Annotated in this window: 25 protein-coding genes and 1 pseudogene; 8 read left to right on the top strand and 18 right to left on the bottom strand. The window is 48.5% G+C overall.

The features are described from left to right. Both SJI19_RS11510 and SJI19_RS11505 read right to left on the bottom strand, forming a co-directional pair. Window positions 1–107: pseudogene (locus SJI19_RS11510) on the bottom strand (recombinase family protein); the annotation flags it as partial. Window positions 108–200: 93 nt separating this feature from the next. Further along, window positions 201–323 carry a hypothetical protein gene (locus SJI19_RS11505; RefSeq protein ID WP_416347534.1) on the bottom strand — a complete coding sequence of 41 codons (123 nt, stop codon included), beginning with the start codon at window positions 321–323 and terminating at the stop codon, window positions 201–203. A 112-nt stretch (window positions 324–435) separates the two neighbouring features. On the opposite strand from SJI19_RS11505, the gene SJI19_RS11500 reads away from it, so the two are divergent. After that, a complete protein-coding gene (locus tag SJI19_RS11500; RefSeq protein WP_323478391.1) occupies window positions 436–783 on the top strand; it encodes a DUF1283 family protein in 348 nt (115 codons plus the stop codon). Window positions 784–859: 76 nt separating this feature from the next. Further along, window positions 860–1156, top strand: coding sequence for a DUF1161 domain-containing protein (locus tag SJI19_RS11495; RefSeq protein WP_416347533.1), 297 nt, complete (start codon window positions 860–862; stop codon window positions 1154–1156). Between the two features lie 161 nt (window positions 1157–1317). On the opposite strand, the gene bioD is transcribed toward SJI19_RS11495, so the two are convergent. From bioD to SJI19_RS11480, 3 genes are all read right to left on the bottom strand, one after another. Next, window positions 1318–1998, bottom strand: coding sequence for a dethiobiotin synthase (bioD, locus tag SJI19_RS11490; protein ID WP_323478390.1), 681 nt, complete (start codon window positions 1996–1998; stop codon window positions 1318–1320). Between the two features lie 120 nt (window positions 1999–2118). Further along, window positions 2119–3336, bottom strand: coding sequence for an ROK family protein (locus tag SJI19_RS11485; protein WP_323478389.1), 1218 nt, complete (start codon window positions 3334–3336; stop codon window positions 2119–2121). A 211-nt stretch (window positions 3337–3547) separates the two neighbouring features. Continuing rightward, window positions 3548–4441 carry a LysR family transcriptional regulator gene (locus SJI19_RS11480; RefSeq protein WP_323478388.1) on the bottom strand — a complete coding sequence of 298 codons (894 nt, stop codon included), beginning with the start codon at window positions 4439–4441 and terminating at the stop codon, window positions 3548–3550. 120 nt (window positions 4442–4561) lie between these two features. Here SJI19_RS11480 and SJI19_RS11475 point away from each other — a divergent pair, with 120 nt between their 5' ends. Further along, a complete protein-coding gene (locus SJI19_RS11475) occupies window positions 4562–5836 on the top strand; it encodes an MFS transporter (RefSeq protein ID WP_323478387.1) in 1275 nt (424 codons plus the stop codon). Between the two features lie 372 nt (window positions 5837–6208). Then, window positions 6209–7447, top strand: coding sequence for a sodium:proton antiporter (locus SJI19_RS11470; protein WP_323478386.1), 1239 nt, complete (start codon window positions 6209–6211; stop codon window positions 7445–7447). Window positions 7448–7541: 94 nt separating this feature from the next. Here the strand turns inward: SJI19_RS11470 and SJI19_RS11465 are convergent, their stop codons facing one another. From SJI19_RS11465 to SJI19_RS11455, 3 genes are read right to left on the bottom strand one after another with little or no spacing between them, the layout of a single operon-like run. Continuing rightward, the gene (locus SJI19_RS11465) at window positions 7542–7841 is read right to left on the bottom strand and encodes a TSUP family transporter (protein WP_323478399.1); all 300 of its coding nucleotides are present in this window, start codon (window positions 7839–7841) and stop codon (window positions 7542–7544) included. A 45-nt stretch (window positions 7842–7886) separates the two neighbouring features. After that, entirely contained in the window at window positions 7887–9848 is a 1962-nt protein-coding gene (locus SJI19_RS11460) for a hypothetical protein (protein ID WP_323478385.1), read from the bottom strand. Beyond that, entirely contained in the window at window positions 9845–10255 is a 411-nt protein-coding gene (locus SJI19_RS11455) for a type III secretion system chaperone (protein ID WP_323478384.1), read from the bottom strand. Before SJI19_RS11455 ends, SJI19_RS11460 begins: the two co-directional genes overlap by 4 nt. A 331-nt stretch (window positions 10256–10586) precedes the next feature. Between SJI19_RS11455 and tus the strand changes: the two genes are divergently transcribed. Beyond that, entirely contained in the window at window positions 10587–11528 is a 942-nt protein-coding gene (tus, locus tag SJI19_RS11450; RefSeq protein ID WP_323478383.1) for a DNA replication terminus site-binding protein, read from the top strand. A gap of 174 nt (window positions 11529–11702) precedes the next feature. Here tus and SJI19_RS11445 read toward each other — a convergent pair whose 3' ends face one another. The 3 genes from SJI19_RS11445 to fumC all read right to left on the bottom strand — a co-directional run bounded on the left by SJI19_RS11445 (window position 11703) and on the right by fumC (window position 13899). Then, window positions 11703–11990 carry a type II toxin-antitoxin system RelE/ParE family toxin gene (locus SJI19_RS11445; protein WP_323478382.1) on the bottom strand — a complete coding sequence of 96 codons (288 nt, stop codon included), beginning with the start codon at window positions 11988–11990 and terminating at the stop codon, window positions 11703–11705. Next, a complete protein-coding gene (locus tag SJI19_RS11440; RefSeq protein ID WP_323478381.1) occupies window positions 11987–12238 on the bottom strand; it encodes a type II toxin-antitoxin system Phd/YefM family antitoxin in 252 nt (83 codons plus the stop codon). The genes SJI19_RS11445 and SJI19_RS11440 overlap by 4 nt, the downstream gene beginning before the upstream one ends. 263 nt (window positions 12239–12501) lie before the next feature. Then, on the bottom strand, window positions 12502–13899 hold the full coding sequence (gene fumC, locus SJI19_RS11435) for a class II fumarate hydratase (protein ID WP_323478380.1): 1398 nt from the start codon (window positions 13897–13899) through the stop codon (window positions 12502–12504). Window positions 13900–14088: 189 nt separating this feature from the next. Here fumC and manA point away from each other — a divergent pair, with 189 nt between their 5' ends. From manA to add, 3 genes are all read left to right on the top strand, one after another. Beyond that, window positions 14089–15264, top strand: a complete 1176-nt coding sequence (manA, locus tag SJI19_RS11430) for a mannose-6-phosphate isomerase (RefSeq protein WP_323478379.1) — start codon at window positions 14089–14091, stop codon at window positions 15262–15264. A 144-nt stretch (window positions 15265–15408) separates the two neighbouring features. Beyond that, a complete protein-coding gene (locus tag SJI19_RS11425) occupies window positions 15409–16920 on the top strand; it encodes a YdgA family protein (RefSeq protein WP_323478378.1) in 1512 nt (503 codons plus the stop codon). Between the two features lie 177 nt (window positions 16921–17097). Further along, the gene (add, locus tag SJI19_RS11420) at window positions 17098–18102 is read left to right on the top strand and encodes an adenosine deaminase (protein ID WP_323478377.1); all 1005 of its coding nucleotides are present in this window, start codon (window positions 17098–17100) and stop codon (window positions 18100–18102) included. A 199-nt stretch (window positions 18103–18301) separates the two neighbouring features. On the opposite strand, the gene SJI19_RS11415 is transcribed toward add, so the two are convergent. The 7 genes from SJI19_RS11415 to araC all read right to left on the bottom strand — a co-directional run bounded on the left by SJI19_RS11415 (window position 18302) and on the right by araC (window position 26108). After that, complete coding sequence (locus SJI19_RS11415) at window positions 18302–18772, bottom strand: YhcH/YjgK/YiaL family protein (protein WP_323478376.1); 471 nt, start codon at window positions 18770–18772, stop codon at window positions 18302–18304. Then, the gene (yiaK, locus tag SJI19_RS11410) at window positions 18769–19794 is read right to left on the bottom strand and encodes a 3-dehydro-L-gulonate 2-dehydrogenase (protein WP_323478375.1); all 1026 of its coding nucleotides are present in this window, start codon (window positions 19792–19794) and stop codon (window positions 18769–18771) included. The genes SJI19_RS11415 and yiaK overlap by 4 nt, the downstream gene beginning before the upstream one ends. Window positions 19795–19804: 10 nt before the next feature. Continuing rightward, the gene (locus SJI19_RS11405) at window positions 19805–21337 is read right to left on the bottom strand and encodes an MFS transporter (RefSeq protein WP_323478374.1); all 1533 of its coding nucleotides are present in this window, start codon (window positions 21335–21337) and stop codon (window positions 19805–19807) included. Between the two features lie 122 nt (window positions 21338–21459). Then, entirely contained in the window at window positions 21460–22473 is a 1014-nt protein-coding gene (locus SJI19_RS11400) for a Zn-dependent oxidoreductase (protein WP_323478398.1), read from the bottom strand. A gap of 471 nt (window positions 22474–22944) precedes the next feature. Further along, complete coding sequence (locus tag SJI19_RS11395) at window positions 22945–23967, bottom strand: bile acid:sodium symporter family protein (protein WP_323478373.1); 1023 nt, start codon at window positions 23965–23967, stop codon at window positions 22945–22947. 65 nt (window positions 23968–24032) lie between these two features. Then, window positions 24033–25082, bottom strand: a complete 1050-nt coding sequence (locus tag SJI19_RS11390) for an oxidoreductase (protein WP_323478372.1) — start codon at window positions 25080–25082, stop codon at window positions 24033–24035. A 90-nt stretch (window positions 25083–25172) separates the two neighbouring features. Further along, window positions 25173–26108 (bottom strand): arabinose operon transcriptional regulator AraC, encoded by a 936-nt coding sequence (araC, locus tag SJI19_RS11385; RefSeq protein ID WP_323478371.1) that lies wholly within the window; start codon window positions 26106–26108, stop codon window positions 25173–25175. Window positions 26109–26145: the final 37 nt, after the last annotated feature.

Here is a 26145-nt window from a genome sequence, read left to right as displayed (position 1 = left end):
TTTTTTGTTTTCCTGATGTCCATCGCATTGCGCCCAAGACGATCAAGCTTCGTTACAATCAGCACATCGCCATTTTCCATATGGTCGAGTAGTCTGGGAAACTTTCCCGTTTTCCAAGCGGACCCCTATAGCACCATTCCTGCTGCGGATATCGGTACGCTGATTCAGGGCTGTTAAGATCTGCCGGTGGCGCGTCGTATTCAGGGTTTGCCCCACCCTGCTGCCATAATCATCATCCCTACAAACACCACGCCGGTACCCTGCCAATCCTGTGGAGATAATTTTACCCCATCGATGAACCTTAGCCACAGCAATGCGGTCAATATATACAACAGGTGGTTTTACAGCATAGCGCAATGTTATTATGCTGTTAGTGGTAGATTTCGATTTTACCTGCGTTATTATTCACGTAAAGATTAGAAGGAAAAAGATGTTATGACAGTTTACGCCACTCCCCGACTGCTTGGTGGAATACTCACCGCCGTTTTATTAACCTGCTCCGCCGCAGGGCATGCAGCCGGCAATACTCAACGCGTGATTGTGGAATCTGGGGATAGCGCCCAGTCCAAAGAAGAGGCGCGTCAGAGCCAGGAGCAGTGGAATGCCACTCATGATTTGCGTGGTAAAGTGATTAATCGGGTGGAAAAAGATTTTGATAAATATGATAAATCTGTAGATTGGCAAGACAGATGTGCCAGCAGTGAAAATGTAAACGCTTATTGGGAGCCTAATACCGCCCGCTGTTTGGACCGTCGCACCGGTCGTCCATTAATGGCGCCATGAATTGAGAAAATTCACCCTTTTCAATAACACTGCTATCCTTATAACGAATACTTCATACTCAAATAAGGATCGTAAGATGAAGACACAAAGCCTCAAGCCATGGAGTCACGTTGCTATGCTGGCCGTCGCGTTTTTGGCGTTGGCCCCGTTAGCCGCGCAGGCATCCTGCGAAAGCGTAAAAGCGGATATAACCCAAAAAATTATCGCCAACGGTGTACCCCAATCGGGCTTTCAGCTTGAGATTGTCCCAAGCGATCAGGCAGATCAGGCGGGCGGTCAGGTTGTTGGTCATTGTGAGAGCGATTCGCAAAAAATCATTTATACACGCACCAATGGCAATGAGCCGGCCGCTGCCGACGCGCCAACACCATAAGCTGCTTGGGCGGGAAACCCGGTTTCCCGCCTAGTGTAATGCCATGGAGTACTCAAAACGGTCTACTCTATTAACGTATTATATTAACGTTTATATAATAGGAACGCAGTGATTCAGATTCATAAAAAATTATTAATTATAAATGTAATTACAATTCATTTTTATTTTTCATTCATACACAACACACTGGATAAATCAAGATAACCAGAAAGATCGCGTTTCTCTGGTCTTGGTAAATAAGGTAATTCTCCCAACTGTGGCGCCGAAACTTTATTGCGCAATACATTCATTATTTCAGCGTAATGAGCAAGGCCGGGATTTATACGGTTGGCCACCCAGCCTAATAATGGCAATCCATCGTTGATAATAGCCTCGGCGGCGAGTATCGCATGATTGATACAACCGAGCTTGATGCCAACAACCAATATCACCGGTAACTGCTCTTGTACCACCCAATCGGAATAAGGACGATAATCACTCATAATGGTGCGCCAGCCACCGCTGCCCTCCACCACCACCGTATCGGCCAGTTCGGTTAGATGGGCTAATCCCTGAGTCATTAACCCATAATTTATCTCATCCCCAGAGTAGGCGCTGATCTCCTCTTCTTGTAAGGTAATGGGATTAATTTCATTATAGGATAGTTGTATGGTAGACGATGCATTTAAGACTAATGCGTCTTTGTTACGCAACCCTTCCGTCGTTTCTTCACTTCCACGTGCAATGGGCTTGTATCCAACCGCGCTTAGATTTTGCTTGGCTAGATATTGCAGCAGGGCGCGGGAGACAATAGTTTTGCCTACCGCGGTATCCGTACCAGCAACAAAAATTCTTTTTAACATGACAACTCCAGCCTGGCGTTAATCCATTGGACATGTTTGGATGGGATTATAGGTAAGACAAAATGTACCCGATATAGCGCCGGGGTGGCTTGCGTTAGCGCAATATTTTCTCGTTAAGCGTTAACCTTGCACCAATTTCAATAGTAAGGAGCCGTCATAAAGCGCATCTTTTATCAGTGCCGCAGCAGGCATAGTGCCCTGATTTTTATATCGCGTTGCCTGCACGGTAATATCTTGGCTGTAGTCCGGCAAAGATTGCTGGCGGATATTGGCGAGGATGACCGGGAAAAGAATATCGGAGGCAAGATTGAGTGGTGATCCGACCAGGATTTTTTTCGGATTAAACAGGTTAACCATAATGGCCAGGATCCTCCCAACACTCGTGCCGATGCCGACAATGATGTCACGGGCCAGTGTATCGCCTGACATGGCCGCTGAACATAACGCTTCGACGCTGACCGGCGCACCGCTCATTGATGAGTTCATATTTAATACCAGGCGCTGGCGAGTGAGTTCCATTACGCTCTCAATACCGGCGACCGTCTCCAGGCAGCCTCGATTGCCGCAATAACAGCGTTTACCATAAGGCTCAACCTGGGTATGACCAATTTCGACCAAACTCCGGCTGCTGCCATGCAATAAGGTCCCGCCGGTAATGACGCCGGCACCAACATTATGATCAATCACAATCTGAATCACGTCGTCACAATCTCGTGCCGCGCCATAGAGCGCTTCAGCCATCGTCCAGGCGCAAATATCGTGTTGTAAGTAGGCAGGAACACCAATATGTTCACTGAGGGCCGGACCTAAAGCCATGTTATCAACATTATACCATGGCATGCGATGAACCATCCCGGCACCGGCGTCAATAATGCCGGGCAACGTGACGGCAACGGCGGTCAGGCGCTCTAGCTTGTGCTGATGGCGAATAAAAAACTGGTCGATGGTTGATATCAAACGCGCCAGTAACGGTTCTTTTGCCTGCGCCTCAAGCGGCACTGTGTCCTCGACAATCAGTTTGCTGCTCAATTCACGTAGCGCGAGGGTTATGGACCCATGGCTGATGCGCACCGCCAAAAAATGCCAAGCTTGGGTATCCACGACCAAGCCGATGGCCGGCCTGCCGCGCAGACCGTTTTCTTGATATTCGGTTTCACTTACCAAATGGGCTTCGACCAATTCCCGGACAATTTTGGTGATGCTGGCGGGAGCCAGTCTGGCCAGCTTTGACAGGGCAATACGCGAAATGGGGCCAAACTGATCGATCAGGCGATAGACTGCTCCCGCATTCGTTTGCTTGATTTGATCGATATGCCCCGGCTGACCATGGCCTATCACTCACCTTGCTCCTGATATTTTCACGCTATAAAATAATACATTGGGGCTATGTTGTGACTTTTCATTTTAGCCGTCAAATATTTGATTAGTTATGTGATTTGTCGCACAAATTTGCCTTGGTCAGCAAGCAAAAACCGACGTTTGACTGCCAAATTCACGTTTCCCGCAATGATTAACCCCGGTGGGTTTCACATCGGCCACAAGCATAACATCATTGTTTTAACATTAAATTGATCAGCATCTGTGCGGATGCGGAAAGCTCTTTATCCCGTAGGGTGGCCAACCACACTTCGGTCATGGCCTCAGGCTCTTCAAGCTCAAGATAACAGATGCTATCGACTCGAATACGCGCGAACGACGCGGGTAGAATTGAAACACCCAAACCGGCTGATACCAGGCCGATGATTGTCATTGCCTCCCCGACTTCTTGGGTAATGTAAGGGGTAATGGCAAACTGTTTTAATAACCGCAGCGTTTCATCGTATAACGCGGTTCCCACTTTACGATCAAAAAAGACGAAAGGTTGATTGGCTAATTGCACAATGCTTATATGACCACCGGGCTGTTTGGCCAAGGGGTGATCACGGTGCACCACGGCAACCAGTGCCTCCCTCAACAACAGTCGGTAGGACAACGCGCCGGGTAAGTCGGTATTACGCATAACACCCATATCGAATGTTCCGTTTAATAGCGGCTCGATCTGTTGCTTGGTATTGGTTTCAACCATTTGTATATGTACAGCAGGATTTTGCTGGCGAAAGGCCAATAAGCTGGCAGAAATGCGCTGAATAAAAGGCGTTGATGAGGTAAAACCGATGGTGATTTCACCTAATTCACCGCGGTGAATACGACCGGCGCGGTCAGCGGCCTGGTTAACTTGCTCGATAATCAGCCAAGCTTGTTGCAAAAACTGTTTACCCGCCGGCGTCAGCCTAACGTTGCGGTTGTTGCGATCAAACAGCTTGGCACCAATTTGTTGTTCTAAAATTTGGATTTGTTGGCTGAGCGGCGGCTGCGACATATGTAATTGTTCGGCAGCTCGGCCAAAATGGAGCGTTTCTGCCACAGCGATGAAGTAGCGTAGATGACGCAATTCGATATTCATACTTTAAACATATCAAATGAGATTATTAATATATTAGACAAAAAACTGAAACATTTCTATCATTTCGCTATGAATATTTGTGTATTGCCATAATGTAACCCCACTTGTTAAGGATTTTTTGTGAACACCCCATTGCGTACTGCGGCGCATTCGCCAGAGACGCCCGTTTTTCCCTCGGCCAGTCATGGTTCCACTCGCAAACAACCTCATGTCAAGCGTGGTACACCCGAGTTTATCCGCCTGACGTTAGCCTTATTTTCTGCAGGTCTGGCGACGTTTGCCCTGTTGTACTGTGTGCAACCGATTTTGCCGGTATTAACCCAGGATTTTGGCGTCTCACCGGCGACCAGCAGTTTATCTTTATCCTTCGCGACCGGCATGATGGCGCTGGGATTGCTGTTCACCGGTCCATTATCTGATGCGGTGGGCAGAAAATCAGTGATGGTGGTGGCATTGTTATTGGCAGCGACATGTACCCTGCTCACTGCATTTATGACCAGTTGGCACAGCATCTTAGTGTTTCGCGCGTTGACCGGCCTGGCATTAAGTGGTGTCGCCGCCGTGGCGATGACCTATCTGAGCGAAGAGATTCATCCCAGCGTGGTGGCATTTTCCATGGGGTTGTATATCAGCGGCAATTCCATTGGTGGTATGAGCGGTCGTCTGCTCAGTGGTGTGCTGACGGATTTTTTTTCCTGGCGCATAGCCGTTGGCACCATTGGTGTACTGGCGCTAGGTGCGGCGTTGATGTTTTGGCGGTTTCTGCCGACATCCCGGCATTTCCGCCCTACTCCCCTTAAACCCCGCACGATAGTTATCAATCTGCGTTTGCATTTTCGCGATGCCGGATTGCCATTGTTATTTGTCGAAGGTTTTTTATTAATGGGGTCGTTTGTTACCCTATTTAATTATATTGGTTATCGTCTGCTCGCCGGACCGTGGTTCCTCAGTCAGGCAACGGTGGGTATACTGTCACTGGTGTATATTACCGGCACCTATAGTTCTCCCTGGGCCGGATCGATGTCGGGACGCTACGGGCGTGGTCCGGTGATGATGGTATCAATGGCGGTTATGCTTATCGGGTTACTGCTTACCTGGTTTTCATCCTTGATAGTGATTCTTTGCGGAATGATGCTGTTTACCGCCGGTTTTTTTGCTTCTCATTCCATTGCCAGCGCATGGATTGGCCGCCGCGCACGCCGGGCAAAGGGACAGGCTTCCTCGCTGTATTTATTTAGTTATTATGTTGGCTCAAGTGTGGCCGGCACTCTAGGTGGATTTTTCTGGCACAGTTACGCCTGGAGCGGCGTAGTGATCTTTATTGCGTTGCTCTTAGTGGTGGGATTGGTCGTTGCTCAACGCCTGAATAACTTAACCGAACTTCGCGCGGTGTAATGCCTTTTAGACTAGGGCCGGCAAATCCTACGAGCCCTAAGTCTATCCTGTTAAACGGAGTATTTGCTGGGTGCTAGGGTGGTAATTCATAGATGATAATATGTATGTTGTAACTAAAGTAGTCCATATCTAATACATAGATTCCTACTCTGATTGACGGTGTTTTATAGCCGGTTCTGGCAAAACGCGAACGTGTATAACAGGCCAAATCCGCCCTTAGGCAACCCACACGACTTGTCCTAAATCAGTGAGGAGCAAGCACGCGTCCCTAGACTGGTCTAGACTTACGGTTGGGATATCCACTCTGATTTAATCACCTTGATGATCAGATGCTCGGTAACACGGGCAATTAATGAGGAAGTTTGTGATCGAATGCTAAACGTTGTGGCTTTATTTTTGTGTATTACCGCGCTATTAGCGTATCTCAACCGACGTTATATTGGGCTACCGTCTGCCATTGGCGTCATGGCAATTGCTTTAGTGCTATCACTGTTAAATATGCTCGCCGACAGGTTAGGATTCCATACGTTACGTTTGCTTGAACAGTCGCTGGTGACCTCTATTGATTTTTCCGAACTGCTGATGCAAGGCATGTTGTCCTTGCTACTGTTTGCCGGTGCTTTACACGTTGATCTGCAACAACTGCGATCTTATAAATGGCAGGTAGCCTCTCTGGCCCTCATTGGCACGGCAGTCTCGACGGTGATTATTGGCTTCTCCTTATGGGAGATAGTAAAACTTACTGAGTTGCAACTGCCTTTCATTTATTGCCTTATTTTTGGTGCGCTGATCTCACCAACAGATCCTATTGCCGTGCTAGGCATTCTTCGTTCTGTAGGAGCACCGCAAAAGGTAGAGCTGGTCATGTCCGGCGAATCTCTTTTCAATGATGGTGTCAGTGTGGTCTTGTTTTCATTAATCTACGCCACAATCGCCGGAGCAGAAACACCAACGGTTTTGGAGGCTTCAACGCTGTTGATCAAGGAGGCCGGTGGCGGTACCTTGCTGGGAGGAATCATTGGCTTCGTCACATATCGGATGCTCAAAAGTATCGATAGCTATCAAGAAGAGGTGCTGATCACCCTGGCTGCAGTACTGGGTGGCTACGCCTTAGCGACCACCCTGCATGTATCAGGGCCGTTGGCGATGGTGGTCATGGGACTCATTATAGGTAATCAAGGCCGTTCCTACGCGATGTCACAACAGACTGAGCGGCACTTGGACATGTTTTGGGAACTTATCGATGAGATCCTGAACGCGGTACTCTTTGTGTTGATTGGGTTAGAAGTCATATTAATCCCCTTCTCTCATTCGCTCCTGGGCCTCGCCAGCGTAGTGATCGCATTGACACTTATTGCCCGGATGATTACCGTGGGATTGCCAGTAGCGCTGTTTAGAAAGGTGTTTCGGTTGCCCAAAGGGGCTTGGGCGGTGTTGACCTGGGGTGGCCTGCGGGGGGGCATCTCGGTGGCGTTGGCGCTTTCCTTACCGGCTGGCGAAGGCCGCAACATCGTTGTTTCTCTGACTTATCTTGTGGTGGTATTTTCGGTTCTTGCTCAGGGAATGTCGATTGGTAAGCTTGTTGAGCACATGATTCCCTCTAAGTCATAAGGCAGTTGTTATGCTCAAAATAAGGGCAGGATCGTCGACCAAAGTGGAAGGGTTTCATCAAGGACGCAAAAGTGTCTAGATGATTGGTCGCGATTTAGCCGATTGACGTCGTCATAACAGCATTAAATACCATGCCAAGGGCAACAACGATCAGCAGTCCGGCAAACCCTTTTTGCACAATATGATAGGGTAAATGATGACTCAGTTGGCGGCCAATAAACATGCCTGTCACCGTACTGATGATAAACCACAGGGTAAAAAACAAGGGCATGGTGGCCCCATGCATCACTGCAGTAACAATCCCCCCAAGACTCACCAGCGCCACCACTATTAATGAGGTAGCGATACAACTGTGAATGGATAAAGGGGAAAATTGCCGCAATAACGGGACGATAATAACCCCCCCCTACCGTATTAACGTGAGCTTGGTTAGCTGCGGTTAACATGATGATGTCATTTTACTCACCCCGGCTAATAATAACCTTTCAGTGGTTTTAGCCCCCACCTCCAGCGTGTCAGTAGCAGAACCCCGGTTCGGGTTAACCGGGGTTTTTAATATAGTGGTGTCCGCCGGTAAAAAGGTTAATTTTTCGTGCAACGCGATGCTGGTTTTACCTATTTTCATCGTCTGCTTTTCTAGCCCGCGATCGTTAAATAGCATATTGATGTTCACTTGCGTCGATATATGCCCTGTGTGTTGATAGTCGGTGGCGACGTTATCTAGGTTATTACTCGTTTTGTCGCTGCTAGATTCATCTACAGGGGCACTGTTAATGGCCCTACTTTTTGCTAGGCCTACCGGCTCTTGTTGCTTGCTGAATTCTGATACGGGCCATTTAATGGATATATCCAGGTTAACGCCGTGTTGCTTATTTATCGCAAAACTAACCTGAGGTTCACCCACTTTCATCCAAACATTATCAGCAGCAATAATAATAGGTTTTTTTTGTGACCCGGCTACGCGTTCTGAGGCCTGATTTGGCAAAGGCGTTGGCTGCAAGAACGGCTCAAATATCTCGTTCTGCACCGCATGGGTAATATTTTCGGGGATCAGATAACGGGTCAAGGCCAGTAGACTCAGCGGATTATTATCCACCATCTCCGATAATTGCCCTAATTGACGCAGTTGTGTACCCGCAAGCTCGTGTTGACCCGTCCACATTTGTTTAGCTTGTGACACTAATTGATTACCGAAACCACTGACCCAACGGGCGTAGCTTTGATGGCTGTTGTCTATGTTGAGATCAATACCCGACCTGAGCACCTTGATAAAAGCGCCATCGGCAAAATAAGAAGCCACATCATCCGGGTGATGAACCGGTGTCCGGAAACTGGAGGCCATAAACGCTTCAAGGCGAGCGGAAGGATCATGATCCTTATGATGATAAGCCGAAATGGCCTCAATATCACCTGACCAATTTTGCGCTATTTTTATTTCTGGTTCGGGTATTTTCGATAAAAATTCTTTTATTTCTTGATGTTGACGCTGGAAGGACTCACCCGTCTCTTTTGATAATAAGGCAATATTATTATCAAGAATATGCTGTTGATCTGTGGCATGCGCCATCATGACCAACTTAATAAAATCTTTTCTGGATGTTGTTTGCGCAACATTCAGATCGCTCGGCCAGCATTCTGTATAGACACTAGACAGCTCTTTTTCACTTAAGGGTAGCTGTAAAAATTTTTGTAAATTATCTAATTGGTGACAAACGGTGGTGACCAGACCTGGAATTTTCCCGGCAATGGCTTCTACACTGTGTAATCCGAGTGGCGCCGGCGGTAACTGACTTGGATCGCTGGTCAGATTTTGGTGTAGTTTCCAGGCTGCCATATGATGCAGGAATGATGTGGGTTTATAGTCAGGATTATCTAATATGGCACGTTTCAATATGGACATGAAGGTGGCAGAAATCATTTTCCCACCGGTAAATCCACCTAGGGCGTTCTCCAGCGCCAGTTTTAACGCATTTTCTCCACCGGGTTGTTCCTTTAATGCCACCAGCACGCGTTCTAAAGCATTATTTTGCAGTAGCGACGGTCCGATAAATTGCCCAATACCTGCAGCCATTTTTTGCGCAAATTCACCTTGGCCCTTGGACTTTACGATCAGTTCAATCAGCGGAGCCACCCCTTCTTTAACCTGCCGTTGGGTATTATCAAATAATACGCTTCGTACCTGGTTAACAATCTCGGCACTACGTTTGCCCAGCATATTATTTGAGGATGCATGCTGCAGACCTAAGGAGACGGTTTTTGAAATGATGGATTTAGCCAGTGTATCCCGAGTAATGGTCCCGCCAGAAATGCGTTTAACTATTCCATTGCATACCTTGCTCTTATCCATCGCTGCATAGGTTATAAATTGGACAGCGAGCCGAGGAATAGACACATTTTTCACTTTAATTTTCTCCGTTGAAAATTGTCGCTTGCCAAAAACTCGCTTGAATGACCTGTGGTCGTTTGGCTAATCTGCGGTAAATTTTCCTGCCAGTACTGAACCTGGTCGACTAACGCTTCAATACGCGCTATCGCATGATCTGGTGTCGTGTTATCTAAATCAAGTAAGCAAAATAACATGATGCGTTGCCCACCAGCATCATAACCAAACCAACAGCGATTAGTGGCTACGCCGAAAAGCTGAATTTGCAATAAGCAGGCAAAAAAATCATCGCTAAGCCGTTCTTGAATGGTCATTACTGGTGAAAAAAGATAAACCTGGTTGTTATGATGCTCGAAGGTGAGGTTAATATTACCGTCAAAACACAAGCTACAGCCGCCGCTTTTGATCGCTTCATCGAGGTCCAATTGCATCTCGGCCGAGATGATATGTAATAGTTCGGAAAAAGTCATAGGAATTCTCAACGGGTTAATATATAAGGTGTTAATTGTCTTTAGTTTTTAAGCGCATCTATACTCAGGCTTATAATATATATATAGTGTGAATATTCTTGCATATATCGCTTTTCCCTTGGCAACAGCCAATAAATTCCAGCGAACAGGGTATCGCGGGCGGCCCTTTCACCTTGCTTATGCTGCTGCTGTTCAGCACATTAATAACCGTAGTCTACTGGCGGGGCTTGATTTATACTTTAATGTATGTTGTAACTAAAGAACGGTTAGCTACGGATAAATACAAATGCCTGCATTAGATCTTATCGCGCGTTTAAATGAACATTTTACCCAGCTGCAGTCAGGCTTAAGCGAGCTGCAAAGTCTGTTGGGCGACTTTAGATTGCTGGTCGGCCGAGTGTTTGAACTGCCGGAAATAGAAAAAGGGCAGGAACAGGCGGCGCTTGATGTGATACCTGTCACTCAGCATGTGGGTACGCAAGCATTAGCCCTGGGACTTGCCCATTTTCAACGGATGTTTATCTACCATCAAAAACAGAACACCAGTGCCAAGGCGGCTATCCGATTACCCGGCGCATTGTGTTTTGCCGTCGATGATAAGCAGTACCAAGCGGCATTGACGCTGATTGAACACATTAATCGGATGAAAACCGCGCTGTCGCATATGATCACGGTGGAATCTCAGTTACCACCTGAACAACGCTTTGCATTCGTACATCACCATTTACGTGGATTAAAAACCCTCAGCGCATACCGCTCGCTTTCGGTGATCACCGATCCCTGGAGCCTGCGTTTTGGCTGGGCCAACAAACACATTATTAAAAATTTGACTCGACAACAGGTTCTGGAGATGTTGCAAAAAAGTCTTGCGGCCGGCCGGGCAGTCCCCCACTATGATAAACAGCAGTGGGCAGAAAAAGTGCGGGAGGAAATTGACACTATTAGTAAACTGCCCCCCACCGTCAAATTAAAGATTAAACGGCCGGTTAAAGTTCAGCCAATTGCCCGGGTCTGGTATCAGGATCGACAACAGCAGGTGCAGTTGGCCTGCCCTTCCCCGCTGGTGGTATTGTGCCGTGTCTCGCCGGATGAGACGTTGCCGCCACAGATACCGCAGTTGGGGGAATTACTGAGCTACGATCAGGCATCCATTCGCCATAAATATAAACCACCGGCTCTGCCGGCACATCTGGTGATTGAACGCCTACATCTCTACGTGGCAACATAGGGGGCAGTTTGGAGATCGGAAATGATTGTACGTTAAGCGTGTTTTTGGTACTTTTCGATGATCGCGGAACCCGTCGAGCATAAGCGAGCAAACCCGCTGGGAACATCGGGTCGAACTCTATCGCTACCTAGAATTATAGGGCAGAAGGGAATGAGCCAATTTTAGCCATGTTATTTATCTCATTCTCTCGCTTGCCAGATGATAAACATCACTACGTTCACGTTTACCAACGGCAACTACAGCGATAATTAATTTATCGTCTATGACCTGATACACCAGGCGAAAACCAGACGCACGAAGTTTTATTTTGTAGCAATCCTTTATTCCCTTCAGCTTTGCGTGGGCAATATGTGGATTTTCACAGCATTTTTTCAGTTTTTTAGCAAATTGCTGCTGAATGGTCTTATCCAGTTTTTGCCACTCTTTCAGCGCATCTTCCCTGAATTTGACCATATAACTCATAGGTAGCTATCCAGATCCACATCAAGCAGGGGTTGGTTGCTGCGTTCGGCTACCAGCTTCACCAGTTCGAGATCATCCAGAGCATCGAGCATCCGCGCATAAAGCTCTGCCGGAACGCAGTAAAAAGCGGGTTGATTGCGGTTGAGAATGGCGACCGGAAAGCCATCTCCAGCACTGACTGTCGCCATCGGATTTTTTTTCAGTTCGCTGACACTGGCGCTTGTATCACTCAGAATAATGTTTGGCATATGGCACCTGTATGTAATGACTGCTTAACAGGTTTTTATAGTGTCATTTAAAAGACCTGTTAACAAGTCTTTTTATGACGTATTGAGCGCATTACGCAGCACAACCAAGTCACTCTAGATTTGTATCTGGAGGCTTATCCTTTTGTTCGAGACTGGAAAATCTATTTTTACAGGAGATGGCTAGCAACCAGCACGCCCGCGTTATGGCGCGGCCAATCGCGCGCCACGTATTTGCCCCACCAAAGGTTGTGCTTAAACCAACATTAGCTTTTCAGCGACCCAACCATATCCTCCGGGCGTACCCACGCATCAAATTGTGCCTCGGTCAGATAGCCCAGTTTCAGCGCGGCGGCCTTTAGGGTTAACCCTTCTTTATGTGCCTTTTTGGCAATTTCTGCCGATTTATCATAACCAATGTGCGTATTGAGTGCGGTCACCAGCATCAACGACTCGTTTAGCAGTTGATTAATCCGATCGCGATTGGGTTCGATACCCACCGCGCAATGGTGGTTAAAACTTTCCATACCATCGGCTAATAAACGCACGGATTGCAGAAAATTATGAATAATCATCGGACGATAAATATTCAATTCAAAATTACCTGACGCACCACCAATATTAATGGCCACGTCGTTGCCCAACACCTGGCAACAGAGCATGGTCATGGCTTCACACTGGGTGGGATTGACCTTGCCCGGCATGATTGAACTACCCGGTTCATTTTCAGGAATGCTGATTTCGCCAATGCCACAGCGCGGGCCCGAGGCCAGCCACCGCACATCGTTGGCGATTTTCATCAGTGACGCTGCCAACCCTTTAAGTGCCCCGTGCCCATGCACCAGCGCATCACAGGTGGCCAGCGCTTCAAACTTGTTCGGTGCAGTCACAAAAGGCAGGTTGGTCAGTTCTGACAGCACTTTTGCCACCCGAACCGCATATTCCGGATGGGTATTGAGCCCAGTGCCAACGGCAGTACCGCCTAAGGCGAGTTCGCATAAATGGGGCACACTCTGTTCGATATGCCGCAGACTATGATCGAGCATGGCGACCCAGCCGGAAATTTCCTGGCCCAGGGTTAGCGGCGTGGCATCCTGCAAATGGGTACGACCGATTTTTACGATCTGGCTGAAAGCACTGGCTTTTGCCGCCAGTTGATCGCGCAGGGACGTCAAGCGCGGCAATAAATGTTCACGCAGCGCCACGACTGCAGCAACGTGCATCGCGGTGGGAAATACATCATTGGAACTTTGGCTTTTATTGACATCGTCATTGGGGTGTACCAACCGGCCTTCGCCACGCTCCCCACCCAGTAGCTCGCTGGCGCGGTTGGCCAACACTTCATTCATATTCATATTGCTTTGCGTACCGGAGCCCGTTTGCCAAATGGCTAAAGGGAATTCATCCGGATGCCCACCGGACAGGACTTCATCCGCTGCCTTGATAATCGCCTCGGCACGTTCGGCCGGGAGTAAGCCTAAATCTCGATTGACCTGAGCCGCCGCGCGCTTGGTTTGCGCCAGAGCGTTGATCAGCGCCGGAGGCATTTTCTCGCTGGAAATGCGGAAATGTTCAAGAGAGCGTTGGGTTTGTGCTCCCCATAGTCGCTGGGCCGGGACGTCAATGGGACCCATGGAATCTTTTTCAATGCGTGTGGCTGACATGACTTCCTCCTGGTATTCTTCCTAAAGATCAATCTCCTGCCCGGATGAAGTTCAAGGATTCACCGGACATTGATAGTATGACGATGATATATCGGCCTTGATAGTATAGTGGCAAAGAAAAGCTTACCATTAATGCGACCGACTCGCGTTATTACATAATGAATCGACCTTAGCAGGGACAGTAACACCATGAAAAAGATGATTAACTCGGTTCAGCACTACGCCTGGGGCAGTCTCGACGCGCTGACGCGGCTGTATGACATCCCCAATCCCGGCGGTCAGCCTATGGCGGAACTCTGGATGGGCGCGCATCCGAAGAGCAGCTCGTTCATTCATGACGCTCTGGGTGATACCGTTTCCTTACGAGACGATATTGCGCGACAGCCACAAGCGGCTCTGGGCGAGGCAGTGGCCAGTCGTTTTGGCGAATTACCTTTTTTATTCAAGGTATTGTGCGCGAACGCGCCATTATCCATTCAGGTACACCCCAGCAAAACCGCTGCCGAACGGGGGTTTGCTCTGGAGAATAGCCGCGGGGTGGCTCTGGATGCGGCTAATCGCAATTACAAAGATCCTAACCATAAACCCGAACTGGTTTTTGCCCTTACCCCGTTCCAGGCGATGAACGGATTTCGTGAAAACAGCGCTATTGTCTCGTTATTGCAACCGGTAGCCGGCGCCCATCCAACGATTGCCGCCTTTTTACAACATCCTGACCAACAGCATCTTGCCACGTTGTTCGCCGATTTACTGTCCATGGACGGTGATGAAAAATCACTGGCCATCGATGTTCTCAAAACCACGCTGAAACATCAGCACGGCGAACCCTGGAACACCATTAAAACCCTGGCTGGCGAATATCCGGATGACAGTGGGTTATTCTCCCCGCTGCTGCTTAATGTCATTACACTGCAACCCGGGCAAGCGATGTTTCTTTACGCCGAAACACCCCATGCCTATTTACACGGTGTGGCGCTGGAGGTGATGGCAAACTCGGATAATGTACTGCGTGCCGGGCTGACACCAAAATATATAGATGTACCCGAACTACTGGACAATGTGCAATTCGTCGCCAAACCTGAAAACACGCTGTTAACCACGCCTCGTGGTGAAGACGGTTCACTTTTTTTCCCTATTCCGGTGGACGATTTTGCCTTTTCGCTTCATGACCTTACCCCAAAGGGTCGGCAACTTGCACAAAACAGCGCAGCGATCGTATTTTGCCTGGAAGGTCAGGCATTGCTGCTAAAAGACGGGCAGACGTTAACGCTCAACCCGGGCGAGTCAGCCTTTATTACAGCGGATGAATCGCCGATCGAGGTCAGCGGTAGCGGCAGATTAGCGCGTGTTTACAACGATCTGTGATGACATTTGTATCGGTTCTTGCGCCAGTTGCTATGCTTAATGGCGAGTACCATAGATAATTCACGTTGCACCACTTTTGTTTGGCCTGTACCCATGGCGGTCAGGCAATTTGGAACAGGAAACACTAATAAGGATGAACAGGTTATGAAAAAGTCTCTTGTAGCGATCGGCGTGATCGTCATACTGGGTGCAGCATGGACCGGCGGCGCTTGGTACACCGGCAAGCAGTTTGAGCAACGACTGCCGTCAGTGGTTGCTGATGCCAATATGCGAATTAAAACCGCCTTTCCTGAAATGGGCGTCAAGCTGGTGGTCGAGGATTATCAGCGCCATCTGTTTTCCAGCCGGGTTAACGTGGTGTTGGTGTCTGATGGTTCTACCGGCGATAACAAACCCCTTAAACCAGAAGACCGAATTGTTATCAATGAGATCATCGATCATGGCCCCTTCCCGCTGGGCCAACTGAAAAAAGGGGTGATCATCCCCAGTATGGCCTCGGTGTACAGCCAGTTGGACACTACGCCGCTGGTAAAACCTCTGATGGAAGCCAGCCAAGGCAAATCACCGTTAACCGCTGTGACGCGGGTGTCATACAATGGCGACACTGTGTCAGACATCACGCTAGTGCCGTTTGATTTTAAAAACGCCACCAGCCTGCTGAGCACCAATGGCGGCAATGTTAATCTGTCGATTGATCACGAGCTGAATAAAGTGGCGGCGAAAGGCAACATTGGTAGTCTGGTGATTGGCGGCGTAAACCAGTGGCAACAGCATGAGCAAGTTGCCTTGCAGAATCTCAGTCTGGACAGTACCACCCATAAAGGCCAGCAGGATTACAGTATCGGTGATAATACCCTTAAGGTTAAGACGCTGACCTATAGCATCGACGGTAAGGATATCCTGAGCACCGATAATCTGTCGCAGATCACCAGCGCCAACGAAGACAATGGCAAGCTCAGCGCACAAGTCGCCTACAGCCTGGATGCTTTGCATGTGCGCGGACAGGATTTTGGTTCGGGAAAACTGATGCTGAAACTGTCGAATCTCGATCCCAAGGCCATTGCCCAATTTAGTCAGCAATATCAGGCTCAGGCGCAGCAGATTATGCAGCAAACCGGTAATGTCGACCCGGCGCTGCAGCAGCAGCAAATCAGCCATGCGTTATTGCAAAACCTGCCGATCGCGCTGAAAGGCAATCCGTACCTGATGATCGCCCCGTTAAGTTGGAAAAATAGTAAGGGAGAAAGCGTCTTCAATTTGACGCTTAATCTTAACGATCCGTCCCAGTCGCCAGCAAGTGAAGCTGCAGGCATGTTGCCATTGCTGCCGTATGTCAACAAACTGGATGCTAAACTGAGCATTCCGCTGGATATGGCGACCGAACTAACCACCCAGGTCGGCAAATTGCAAGGCTACAGCGACGACGATGCACAAAAACTGGCCAAACAGCAGATACAGGGTTTGGCGGCTATGGGTCAGATGTTCAAGCTGACCACCGTTAAAGACAACACCCTGACAAGCAGCCTCCAATATGCTGATAATCAGGTAAACCTGAACGGCCAAAAAATGTCGCTGAAAAGCTTCCTCGGTTTGTTTGGTCTGTTTGGCTTACCAGACAGTGAACAGGCACAGCCACAGACCCAGCCGCAACCCTAATGATTAGGCTAACCCACCCCGGCGCTGACCGGGGTGTTTTCCACGCCAGACAATCCCACCCACCGTTTCAGGCCCCCTGCACACTCCGTAGACATTAACAGCAAACCTGCAGTATTCGATCTCGCCGGCATGAGTACGTTATAATCAAAATATAATTTATCAACAGCGACGTAAGCCATGACAGATCATTTATTACCCCTGACCGATATCCATCGCCATCTTGACGGCAATATTCGTGCACAAACCATCCTCGATCTGGGCCATCAGTTTGCAGTGGCCCTGCCGGCGGATAATCTGGCAGCGTTACGCGCCCATGTTCAGGTTACCCAAACCGAGCCGGATCTGGTCAGTTTTTTGCAAAAGCTGGACTGGGGCGTAGCCGTGTTAGGTTCCCTCGACGCCTGCCGTAGGATTGCTTATGAAAACGTGCAGGATGCAGCTCTGGTGGGATTGGATTACGTCGAGCTGCGCTTCTCACCGTATTATATGGCGCTTAAGCATGGTTTGCCGCTGCAAGGGGTGGTCGAGGCGGTGATTGACGGCGTGCACGCCGGCACGAAGGCCTTCGCTACCCAAGCGCGGCTGATAGGCATTTTAAGCCGGACTTTTGGTGAGGATGCCTGCCAACAGGAACTGGAGGCGATACTGGCCTGCCGAGATCACATCACTGCCCTGGATTTGGCCGGTGATGAACTGGGTTTTCCCGGCAGCCTATTTTTACCCCACTTTACCCGTGCCCGTGACGCCGGACTGCATATTACCGTTCACGCCGGCGAAGCGGCCGGGCCGGAAAGTATCTGGCAGGCGATTCATGAATTGGGCGCCGAACGCATTGGCCATGGTGTCAAGGCCATAGAGGATCCCCGTTTAATGGATTTTTTAGCCGAGCATCATATCGGTATAGAAAGCTGCCTGACATCCAACGTGCAGACCAGTACTGTCCCCTCCCTGGTGGATCATCCGTTAAAACGCTTTCTTGACCACGGCATACTGGCAACGATTAATTCTGACGATCCGGCGGTTCAGGGTATTGATATCGACTATGAATACCGGGTGGCGGCGCCACAGGCGGGACTTAGCGCCGACGACATTGACACCGCGCAGCGCAATGGGCTGACCGTCGCATTTTTAAGCGCTGAGGAAAAACGCGCGTTAGAGAAAAAAAAGAACGACCGACCATAACGCCAATGGCATGGATACGGCATGATAGTATTTAAGGGACGCCAGGCCCTACCGATGTGTACTTCTCATTAAACGGAGTAACTACCATGATCCGCTTGAGTTTCATCCTTTTTGCCTGGAAGGCGGTTGATCTACCCAATCAGATAACAGGGGACTATCGTCCCCTAGGGTAAATCTGTGAATTATCGCATTGCCTTGCTTAACCCGGTACCAGCAGGCTGAGTGGTACTTTAGCCACAATCTTACGCACCTGTTGTGGGGTGTCTATTTGGCATAGTGGTGTGTGGATATCCCAAGGGAAGAGCACCACGAAGTCGCCCTCACTGAGCAATAGCGTTTGCTCGTCACCGGTTTTTCCCTGGTAAAAATAATTATCCTGATCAGGGCGAGGGTCAGCCGCGATATGTGACTTAACGGGCTGATACTCAAGCTTTTCTTGCCCCGAAATAACAAACTGAACGTCGATGTTCTCAACGTGCGTTTCTGCAGTCCTTGTCGCTGCAGGGGCGGTATCTGCGTGGAAGGTTTTGTACACCACATTATTTTCAGTTTTTTCACCATCTGGGTGCTGACTGAAATTCCACCCGGCAATGGTATTCAACACCTGATAAATCGTGGAGGGCAACTCCAGTCTGCTTTTTTCAAGTTGCCTTATATTGCCAACGATCATTTTGTCTTCCCCTCAGCCAATGCAATGACCTCCGCCCAAACACCGTCATCAACAGGAATACCTTGATGCAAATTCTCATGGCGGTTTTTTGTTGACCGCTCACCGGGGTAATTCACCTCACTTTGCCCTTCAGCCGGTTCAGAGGTTTTAATGTAATCAGCCACACTATTGGCCATTTGGTGAGTGAAGTCGCTGCCACCCAACTGAGCAGGATCGAAGACCATGAATATTTGGCTGGCACCGGTACAACTACCCTCTTCAATTTTATCAATGGCATTGGTCGGAGAACCGGCGGAAAGTAATGCAGCCATTGCATCCAGTAATACCGCCATACCAGAACCTTTCCAATAACCGGTGGGTAAGATACGCATGGATTGTTCAATCGGGCCTGGCTCATCCGTCAGAATACCGTCTTTGTCATAACCGCCCGGGAAAGGCAATTTTTCGCCTTTCAAACGAGTAACCTGAAGCTTGCCATACGAATATTGTGACATCGCCATATCCAGAACCAGCGGGCCACTCTCACGAGGAACTGCCATCACAAAAGGATTATTGCCCAGGCGCGTATCTTTGGCACCCCAGGCCGGCATACAGGATTCGGTATTGGTCCAGCAAATGGCAGCTAACCCTTTTTCTGCGATTTTCCACCCGTAGGTACCACCACGCATCCAGTGCGTAGTATTACGCAATGCAACAATACCCATACCATTTTTATGAGCGATGTCGGTTGCTTGTTCAACAGCAAACAGCGCATTAGTGATCCCTACCCCCCGATTACCGTCATAAATCTCGATGACACCCAGCGATTTGACTAAACTTGGTTCAGCGTTGATATCAACCCAACCCTTGTTAACGTAATCAATAAACCGAGCTACGCGATTTACCCCATGAGAGTAAATGCCATCGCAACTGGATTCAGTATGAATTTGCGCACAAATATCAGCTTTGGCGTCAGGTAAACCTGCATTTAAGAATGCTTTTTTGACGGTATTTTTCATTTCATTAAAATTTATTCGTTGCATACTGTTTGCCTTATTTGCTTTCAGGGTTAAGCGTTGCGCTTATTTCAGCATCAGATGAATTGCGGGAAATATGGTTATTCCCCCAAAGATGTTCATAATCCCAGCCAGTCAGTTTTTCTGTGACCTTTTTTGTTTCCGCCGTCACGGTTGTTTTACTGCCTCCTGATTTTAGTCGATTAATTTCATCAACAAGAATTGAATGATTGTATCTGGTTAGACTGAACTTTAGAGAACTAACAATACCAAATATCAAGAATATAATTGAGCCGACAGCAAAGATAATTACAATACCATGGATGGCATCAGCAGATTGAGTCGCGCTTTTTGCCGCAAAGCCATAATATTGCAAGACCAGCCCAACAATAAATAAGGCAATGGCTTGAACCGCTTTACGCACAAACGTCATTACACCTGCAAAAATGCCTTCTCTACGTTTCCCTGTCAGCATTTCATCAACATCTGGAATAAAACTGTAGATATTCCAACAAACATAATATGTCCCTGAGCGACCAATACCCATCAACAGAGCAGCGACATAAATTAAAACGCCAGCATGAGGTAAATCAAGATAATAGATGGCGACAAATAATGCCACACTGGATAGCATAAATACTTGTGCGATTTTGTATGACGGGCCATTACCAAACTTCAAACATAACGTGATGAACAAGGCAACACACAGGAATTGAACCACTGTCATCAGTGTCAGTGCATTAGAAGCATTGACGGTGTTTTGCCCCAACACAAAGATAATATAGTAGGCTAGTACTGCACCCAGAACGTCCAATGCAACATAGGCACCGAGGTACATACCAACGTGTTGGCGGAACGTCCTTACCTGGAATGTTGATACCAGGGATTTGAATAACTGCCCCATATCACGCTTAAACGACATTTTAGGCATGTCAGGATTAATCGCAATGGGTCGTTCCCAGGTAAATTTATAAAGACAGGTGATAACCACCGCAAACAAAGCGCCAAAAATGATCCCCATGTATAAAAATGACGAGGACGAATCATTACCCAGTAATTCGATAATACGTCCTGGCAACCAGGCAGCCAATATCCCTGCCCCGGTGGAGAAGTACATACGCACGCCAGTGAGTTTTGACCGTATTTTAAAGTCCGTTGTCATTTCAGCGGCAAGCGTTTCATAAGGAACAATGACGAGTGTATAGGCCACATAGAAGAGAATATAGGTTGACAGGTAATAACCAAAACTCATTCCACTTACCCACATGACGACATAGGTAATAAAAACTAAAGGTGCACCAAATAAGAAGAAAAAACCACGGCGCCCGAAGCGCTGCCCCATAGGTGTACGATAAAAATTATCCGTAACGTAGCCCATTAGCGGATCAAAAAAAGCATCTAATAAACGGGCTGTTGCAATAACTGCACCAGCTTCAACAGGGCTTAAACCCGCATAAGTGGTATAAAAAAACATGATCCACAGGCCAAGTACAGCAAAACTGCCCCCGCCAAAGAAGTCGCCACCACCATAGGCTAGCATATTTTTTGATGTTAATGGTCTTTCTTTCATATGATTTATCATTAAAGGACCTCGTTAATATTTGTTTTATTATTTTTAAAAGTAGGGAACAAAGATATTTATGTTTATTTCGCTATTGAGTCATACAGCAATGACATCAGCTATTACTGATGTCATTGGCCAATGCTTAAAATGACTTTGCAACAGCCCCGAGGATCGTTCTCAAATATAGTCATGGCTTTTTCTACCTGAGAGAGCGGCAGATAATGGGTCACAAGTTTTTCCGGTTCAATAAGCCCCCGGTCCAACCAATCAATTACCGTCGGGAAACGATGGCTATTGAGTCGCGAAGTAAAAAGGGATATTTCTTTACTGGTAATACTTTGCTGGGTGATAATACTAGGCTCCCCGGAAAACCCCAGCAGGCCAATCCGTGCGGCTGGTGAGGCCAACCCGATAGCTTCTGCTAAAATCGATGGGTGACAAGCTGCGTCAATAATCAAGGTTGGGCGGATACCCCGTAATTGATCTGCTAATAAAATCTCACTGTTATCCAGCATCACATCGGCACCATTGTCACGGGCTATGGCTAAGCGTTCGGTTAGACGGTCTGCCACAATCACCTGTGATACCCCATAGACTTTTTTCAGTACTTGTATAACGGTTAGCCCAATCGGGCCAGCACCGTATATCAGCGCTACATCTTGATGCATCGGTTTCACAAATGCGCAGATATTCGCTGCAATAGTGAAGGGTTCAACTAGACTGGCCAGTTTGTCAGGTATAGATTCAGGGATTGAGTAAGCATTGACCGCAGGGACACAGACATATTCGCTAAAGCCCCCATCACGATGCACACCGATGACTTGCAGCTCAGTACAAACGTTAGGTCTACCCACCGAACAAGGATAACAGTGACCACAACTGACCACCGGGTCAACTGACACCTTATCCCCCAAACGTTTGCTGTCAATGCCTGCACCGAGCATATCTATTACCCCAAAAAATTCATGTCCGATCACCCGAGGATAACGGGCAAAAGGGTTATACCCATGCCAGATATGCACATCGGAGCCACAAATACTGGCATACTGAACTTTGATTCGGACTTCCCCAGCCATAGGCTCAGGGAGAGGGCGCGATTCAATGGTAAGTACTCCGGGTTCTCTGATAACAACACTTTTCATCATTGGCTCCTTTACCCATTACACGACGTACCATCGCCCGACGGGCTAGTGGCAAATAAGTGGGGTCAAACACTTATGCCCTTAAGGTTTTCAACATGCCCCCCCATCCTGACGAATAACGTTGTTGCATTGGTTAAAACAAGAAAGTAAGGTCAAGATATGATCGAATTTACTACCATACAAGTATCCACGAATCATTTTGATGAGTAATTATTCATTTTGTGATTCATATCACTTGGTGTAGAAAGAGGAATAATGCGGTTTTCAACGAGGGGATTCTGTGTCGCGATGTGTGAATCGTTCCGTTTCCCATAGACACGTTGCCTTCTCATATTTGCAGTTAAATGAGGAATAACAATGCCGATAAGAAACGTTTCTGATGAGTGTAAAATTGAAGCTATTTAAGCAGATAACTGAGTAGAATCGATGTTAATGTCAAACTGTGCCGCCAATGGTGGCGGCAGCAACACGTTATTTTTTCGTTGTGGCGCTAGGGATTGGCGCAGTCGCTGGTTCGATATGCTGGACCTGTTTTCGGGCATAACGGGCCGCCAGAATGGCGCACACCATCAACTGCACCTGATGAAAGATCATCAATGGCAATACCATGGTACCCACCGCCGCCGCGGGAAAGAGCACATTGGCCATGGGAATGCCGTTGGCCAGACTTTTTTTGGAACCGCAAAATACAATAGTAATTTCGTCTGCGGTATTAAAACCCAACCAGCGAGCAGTCCAGGTATTAATCACCAGCACTATCGCTAACAGTACCAACGAAAAGGCCAGGATCGACACGAGGGACCAACCGGTGATTTGATGCCAAATTCCGCCTACTACTGCTGCGCTGAAGGCGGTGTAAACCACCAGTAGAATCGATGACCGGTCAGTAATATTCACCAGTTTTTTATGCTTGGCTACCCAAGCGCCAATCAGGGGGCGAGCCAGATGTCCAAGAATGAACGGCACCATCAATTGCAGAATAATCGAGCCAATGGCATGGAGGATATTCATCGAGCCACCCTCCTGGGTACGCATTAATATTCCCACCAGCAACGGGGAAAAAAACACTCCCAGAATACTGGACGCTGAGGCGCTGCAAATAGCGGCGGCGACGTTCCCCCCTGCCACCGAGGTAAAGGCAATGGCAGACTGGACGGTAGCGGGCAACGCGCAGAGATACAAAAAACCCATATAAAGCGGCGAGGATAACATCGAAGGAACAAATACCTTCATGGCAATGCCCAACAACGGGAATAATGCGAATGTACTCAGGAAGACCACGACATGCAGGCGCCAATGCCCCATGCCACCAACGATCGCTTCGCGGGACAACTTGGCACCGTGCATAAAAAACAGCAACGCGATGGCTGCAGTGGTGAGATATTCAAACAGGGTTTTTATTATTCCCCGGCAGGGGAACAGCGAAGCCAAAATCACCACCATGACCAACACTAACAAAAATTTATCTATTCGCAAACGTTGTAACCAAGACATGTCACTACCCTTAACGCGTTCAGGTCCATGGGCGCGGCCTGCGCCCCAAAACCATCACCTTGGCATTATCTGTTCTTTACCGCCAATGTTTTCTTTTGTTGAGACGACAATATACCCAACTCAATCAATTCCATCACCTGAATAGCCGAATCTGCGCTCACCGGATTGGCGCCCTCACCGGCGATCGCGTCACGGATAGCGGCGTAATAAGCCGGATAATTGCCGTGCTGTGTGCGGACATGCTGCTCGGTCATAGAACCCTCAGCGTCCACCAAGGTTAGCACCCCGTCAAGCGTATCCATTCCCCAATCGGATCGCGGTGGCCTTATGCCGTTTTTCAGATTATTTTCCTGCGGATCCAGGCCGAATTTAACATAACTGCCCTGCGTTCCATGGACGGTAAAGCGCGGCGTTTGCGCTGCCGCCAGCATGCCGCCGTGCAGCACCACCCGACGCTGAGCGTAGGTCAGCATAGCGTGGAAATAGTCATCCGTAACGGCCCCCTGTCGCAGCTGTGCCAAATCTACGGTGATGGCCACCGGCATACCAAACAACTGCACAATCTGATCAAGCAAATGCGGCGCTAAATCGAACCAGATGCCGCTACCAGCGCCCGGTTGTTCACGCCAACGCGCTAAAACCTGCGGACGGAAACGATCGTATTGAGAACTCAGATACACCACATCCCCCAGGATGCCGTCTTGTATCAGCTGCTTCACCGTCAAAAAATCACTGTCCCAGCGGCGGTTGTGAAAGACGGATAGCAGTCGATCATGACTTTGCGCCAGTTGCCTGAGCTCGTAGGCCTGTGACAGTGTCACAGTGAACGGTTTATCCACCACTACATGCTTGCCGGCCAACAGTGCCTGTTTGGCCAGTGGGAAATGGGTGTCGTTGGGCGTGGGAATAATCACCAGATCGACCGCTGGATCATGAATAACCGCACCAGGGTCGGCCATGACCTTCACTGCCGGCCAGTCGGCATGAACCTTAGCGGCATCGCGGGAACACACTGCCGACAATGTCAGACCTGGGGTTGCATCGACCAGTGGTGCATGAAACGTTTTGCTGGAAACACCATAACCAATAAGTCCGATACCGATATTTTTCGCCATTTGGCTTCCTCTATGATGCCACCCCCCGGTTATCTACCCGTTCGCCGGGCGCGGGGGAATCGCGTAGCGGACTTACAATAGCAATAAATATTAACCACTAAAAACTTTTTCGCGTGGTAATTGCCAATTATGGGTGGCCTGAATGCTGCGCCCTGGATAATTGATTTCACTGCTGCGCCGGCGAAAATCGCTGGGGCTGACGCCCACACGTTTACGAAAGACCCGAGAAAAGTAGAGCTGATCATCATAACCGACCACCCGTCCGATAGAGGCGATGGACTCCTGGGTGGTTTGTAGTAATAACTTGGCGCGGATCACCCGCTGATCTTCCCGCCAGCGCAGGATATTGATGCCAACTTGCTCACGGAATAAATGGGCCAGTCGTGAGGGAGACAGGCAAACATGGCGAGCCACTTCGTCAATGCGCAGTTCACCGGATAGATTGCCGGTAATAAATTGGCAAGCTTCGATAATGCGTGGGTCCATAATTTTGCTTGGACTTTGCGGATCTTCTTCCATGGCGCGTAGCAACATGCGCTCAAGCAGGTTCATGCCCAACTCTTCCGAGAAGCGACGGCCCGAGCGCTGGGTTTGTTCAATATTGGCCAACAGGCGGTCGAATTCGGTCAATAAACTATCATTGCCCAGAGACAAGCGCCCCACATCATGGATTTTACTGTGCCATTCCAGCCAATCGGCCCAATAGGCCCGCGGTCTGAAATAGACCCAGCGGTGATACCAGCTATCACTATCGGGTGAGCGGCCATAATAATGCGCAGACTTGGGCGGGAACAGTAACAGATCACCAGGGTTACAAACAAAAGATCGATTGCCTTCAAATATTTTGCCCTGGCCCTTGATGGTTAAATTGAGAATGAAACCCTTCATGCCATCGGGACGGTCGATAAAAAAATCCAGCGGTCCGCCGGCGATTATCGGCGTAAGACCGGCCACAAGATAGGCGTTGAACATATAGCCGGGCAGCAATGGATTCGATTGTGTCTCGTGAGTCATTCGATGATACATCTCACCTCCGGACCGGTTGTCATCTAGTTGAGAATAC

This window comes from Acerihabitans sp. TG2, assembly GCF_035013185.1.
Taxonomy (GTDB): Bacteria; Pseudomonadota; Gammaproteobacteria; order Enterobacterales; family Enterobacteriaceae; genus Acerihabitans.
This window is presented reverse-complemented; position numbering and strand designations above follow the sequence as displayed.

What these genes read in the sequence shown, in the direction of transcription:
- SJI19_RS11500 (WP_323478391.1), top strand. Translation starts at nt 436, where the DNA reads ATGACAGTTTACGCCACTCCCCGACTGCTTGGTGGAATACTCACCGCC.
- SJI19_RS11495 (WP_416347533.1), top strand. Translation starts at nt 860, where the DNA reads ATGAAGACACAAAGCCTCAAGCCATGGAGTCACGTTGCTATGCTGGCC.
- bioD (WP_323478390.1), bottom strand. Translation starts at nt 1,998, where the DNA reads ATGTTAAAAAGAATTTTTGTTGCTGGTACGGATACCGCGGTAGGCAAA.
- SJI19_RS11480 (WP_323478388.1), bottom strand. Translation starts at nt 4,441, where the DNA reads ATGAATATCGAATTGCGTCATCTACGCTACTTCATCGCTGTGGCAGAA.
- SJI19_RS11470 (WP_323478386.1), top strand. Translation starts at nt 6,209, where the DNA reads ATGCTAAACGTTGTGGCTTTATTTTTGTGTATTACCGCGCTATTAGCG.
- tus (WP_323478383.1), top strand. Translation starts at nt 10,587, where the DNA reads ATGCCTGCATTAGATCTTATCGCGCGTTTAAATGAACATTTTACCCAG.
- SJI19_RS11445 (WP_323478382.1), bottom strand. Translation starts at nt 11,990, where the DNA reads ATGAGTTATATGGTCAAATTCAGGGAAGATGCGCTGAAAGAGTGGCAA.
- SJI19_RS11440 (WP_323478381.1), bottom strand. Translation starts at nt 12,238, where the DNA reads ATGCCAAACATTATTCTGAGTGATACAAGCGCCAGTGTCAGCGAACTG.
- fumC (WP_323478380.1), bottom strand. Translation starts at nt 13,899, where the DNA reads ATGTCAGCCACACGCATTGAAAAAGATTCCATGGGTCCCATTGACGTC.
- manA (WP_323478379.1), top strand. Translation starts at nt 14,089, where the DNA reads ATGAAAAAGATGATTAACTCGGTTCAGCACTACGCCTGGGGCAGTCTC.
- SJI19_RS11425 (WP_323478378.1), top strand. Translation starts at nt 15,409, where the DNA reads ATGAAAAAGTCTCTTGTAGCGATCGGCGTGATCGTCATACTGGGTGCA.
- add (WP_323478377.1), top strand. Translation starts at nt 17,098, where the DNA reads ATGACAGATCATTTATTACCCCTGACCGATATCCATCGCCATCTTGAC.
- SJI19_RS11415 (WP_323478376.1), bottom strand. Translation starts at nt 18,772, where the DNA reads ATGATCGTTGGCAATATAAGGCAACTTGAAAAAAGCAGACTGGAGTTG.
- yiaK (WP_323478375.1), bottom strand. Translation starts at nt 19,794, where the DNA reads ATGCAACGAATAAATTTTAATGAAATGAAAAATACCGTCAAAAAAGCA.
- SJI19_RS11405 (WP_323478374.1), bottom strand. Translation starts at nt 21,337, where the DNA reads ATGAAAGAAAGACCATTAACATCAAAAAATATGCTAGCCTATGGTGGT.
- SJI19_RS11400 (WP_323478398.1), bottom strand. Translation starts at nt 22,473, where the DNA reads ATGAAAAGTGTTGTTATCAGAGAACCCGGAGTACTTACCATTGAATCG.
- SJI19_RS11395 (WP_323478373.1), bottom strand. Translation starts at nt 23,967, where the DNA reads ATGTCTTGGTTACAACGTTTGCGAATAGATAAATTTTTGTTAGTGTTG.
- SJI19_RS11390 (WP_323478372.1), bottom strand. Translation starts at nt 25,082, where the DNA reads ATGGCGAAAAATATCGGTATCGGACTTATTGGTTATGGTGTTTCCAGC.
- araC (WP_323478371.1), bottom strand. Translation starts at nt 26,108, where the DNA reads ATGTATCATCGAATGACTCACGAGACACAATCGAATCCATTGCTGCCC.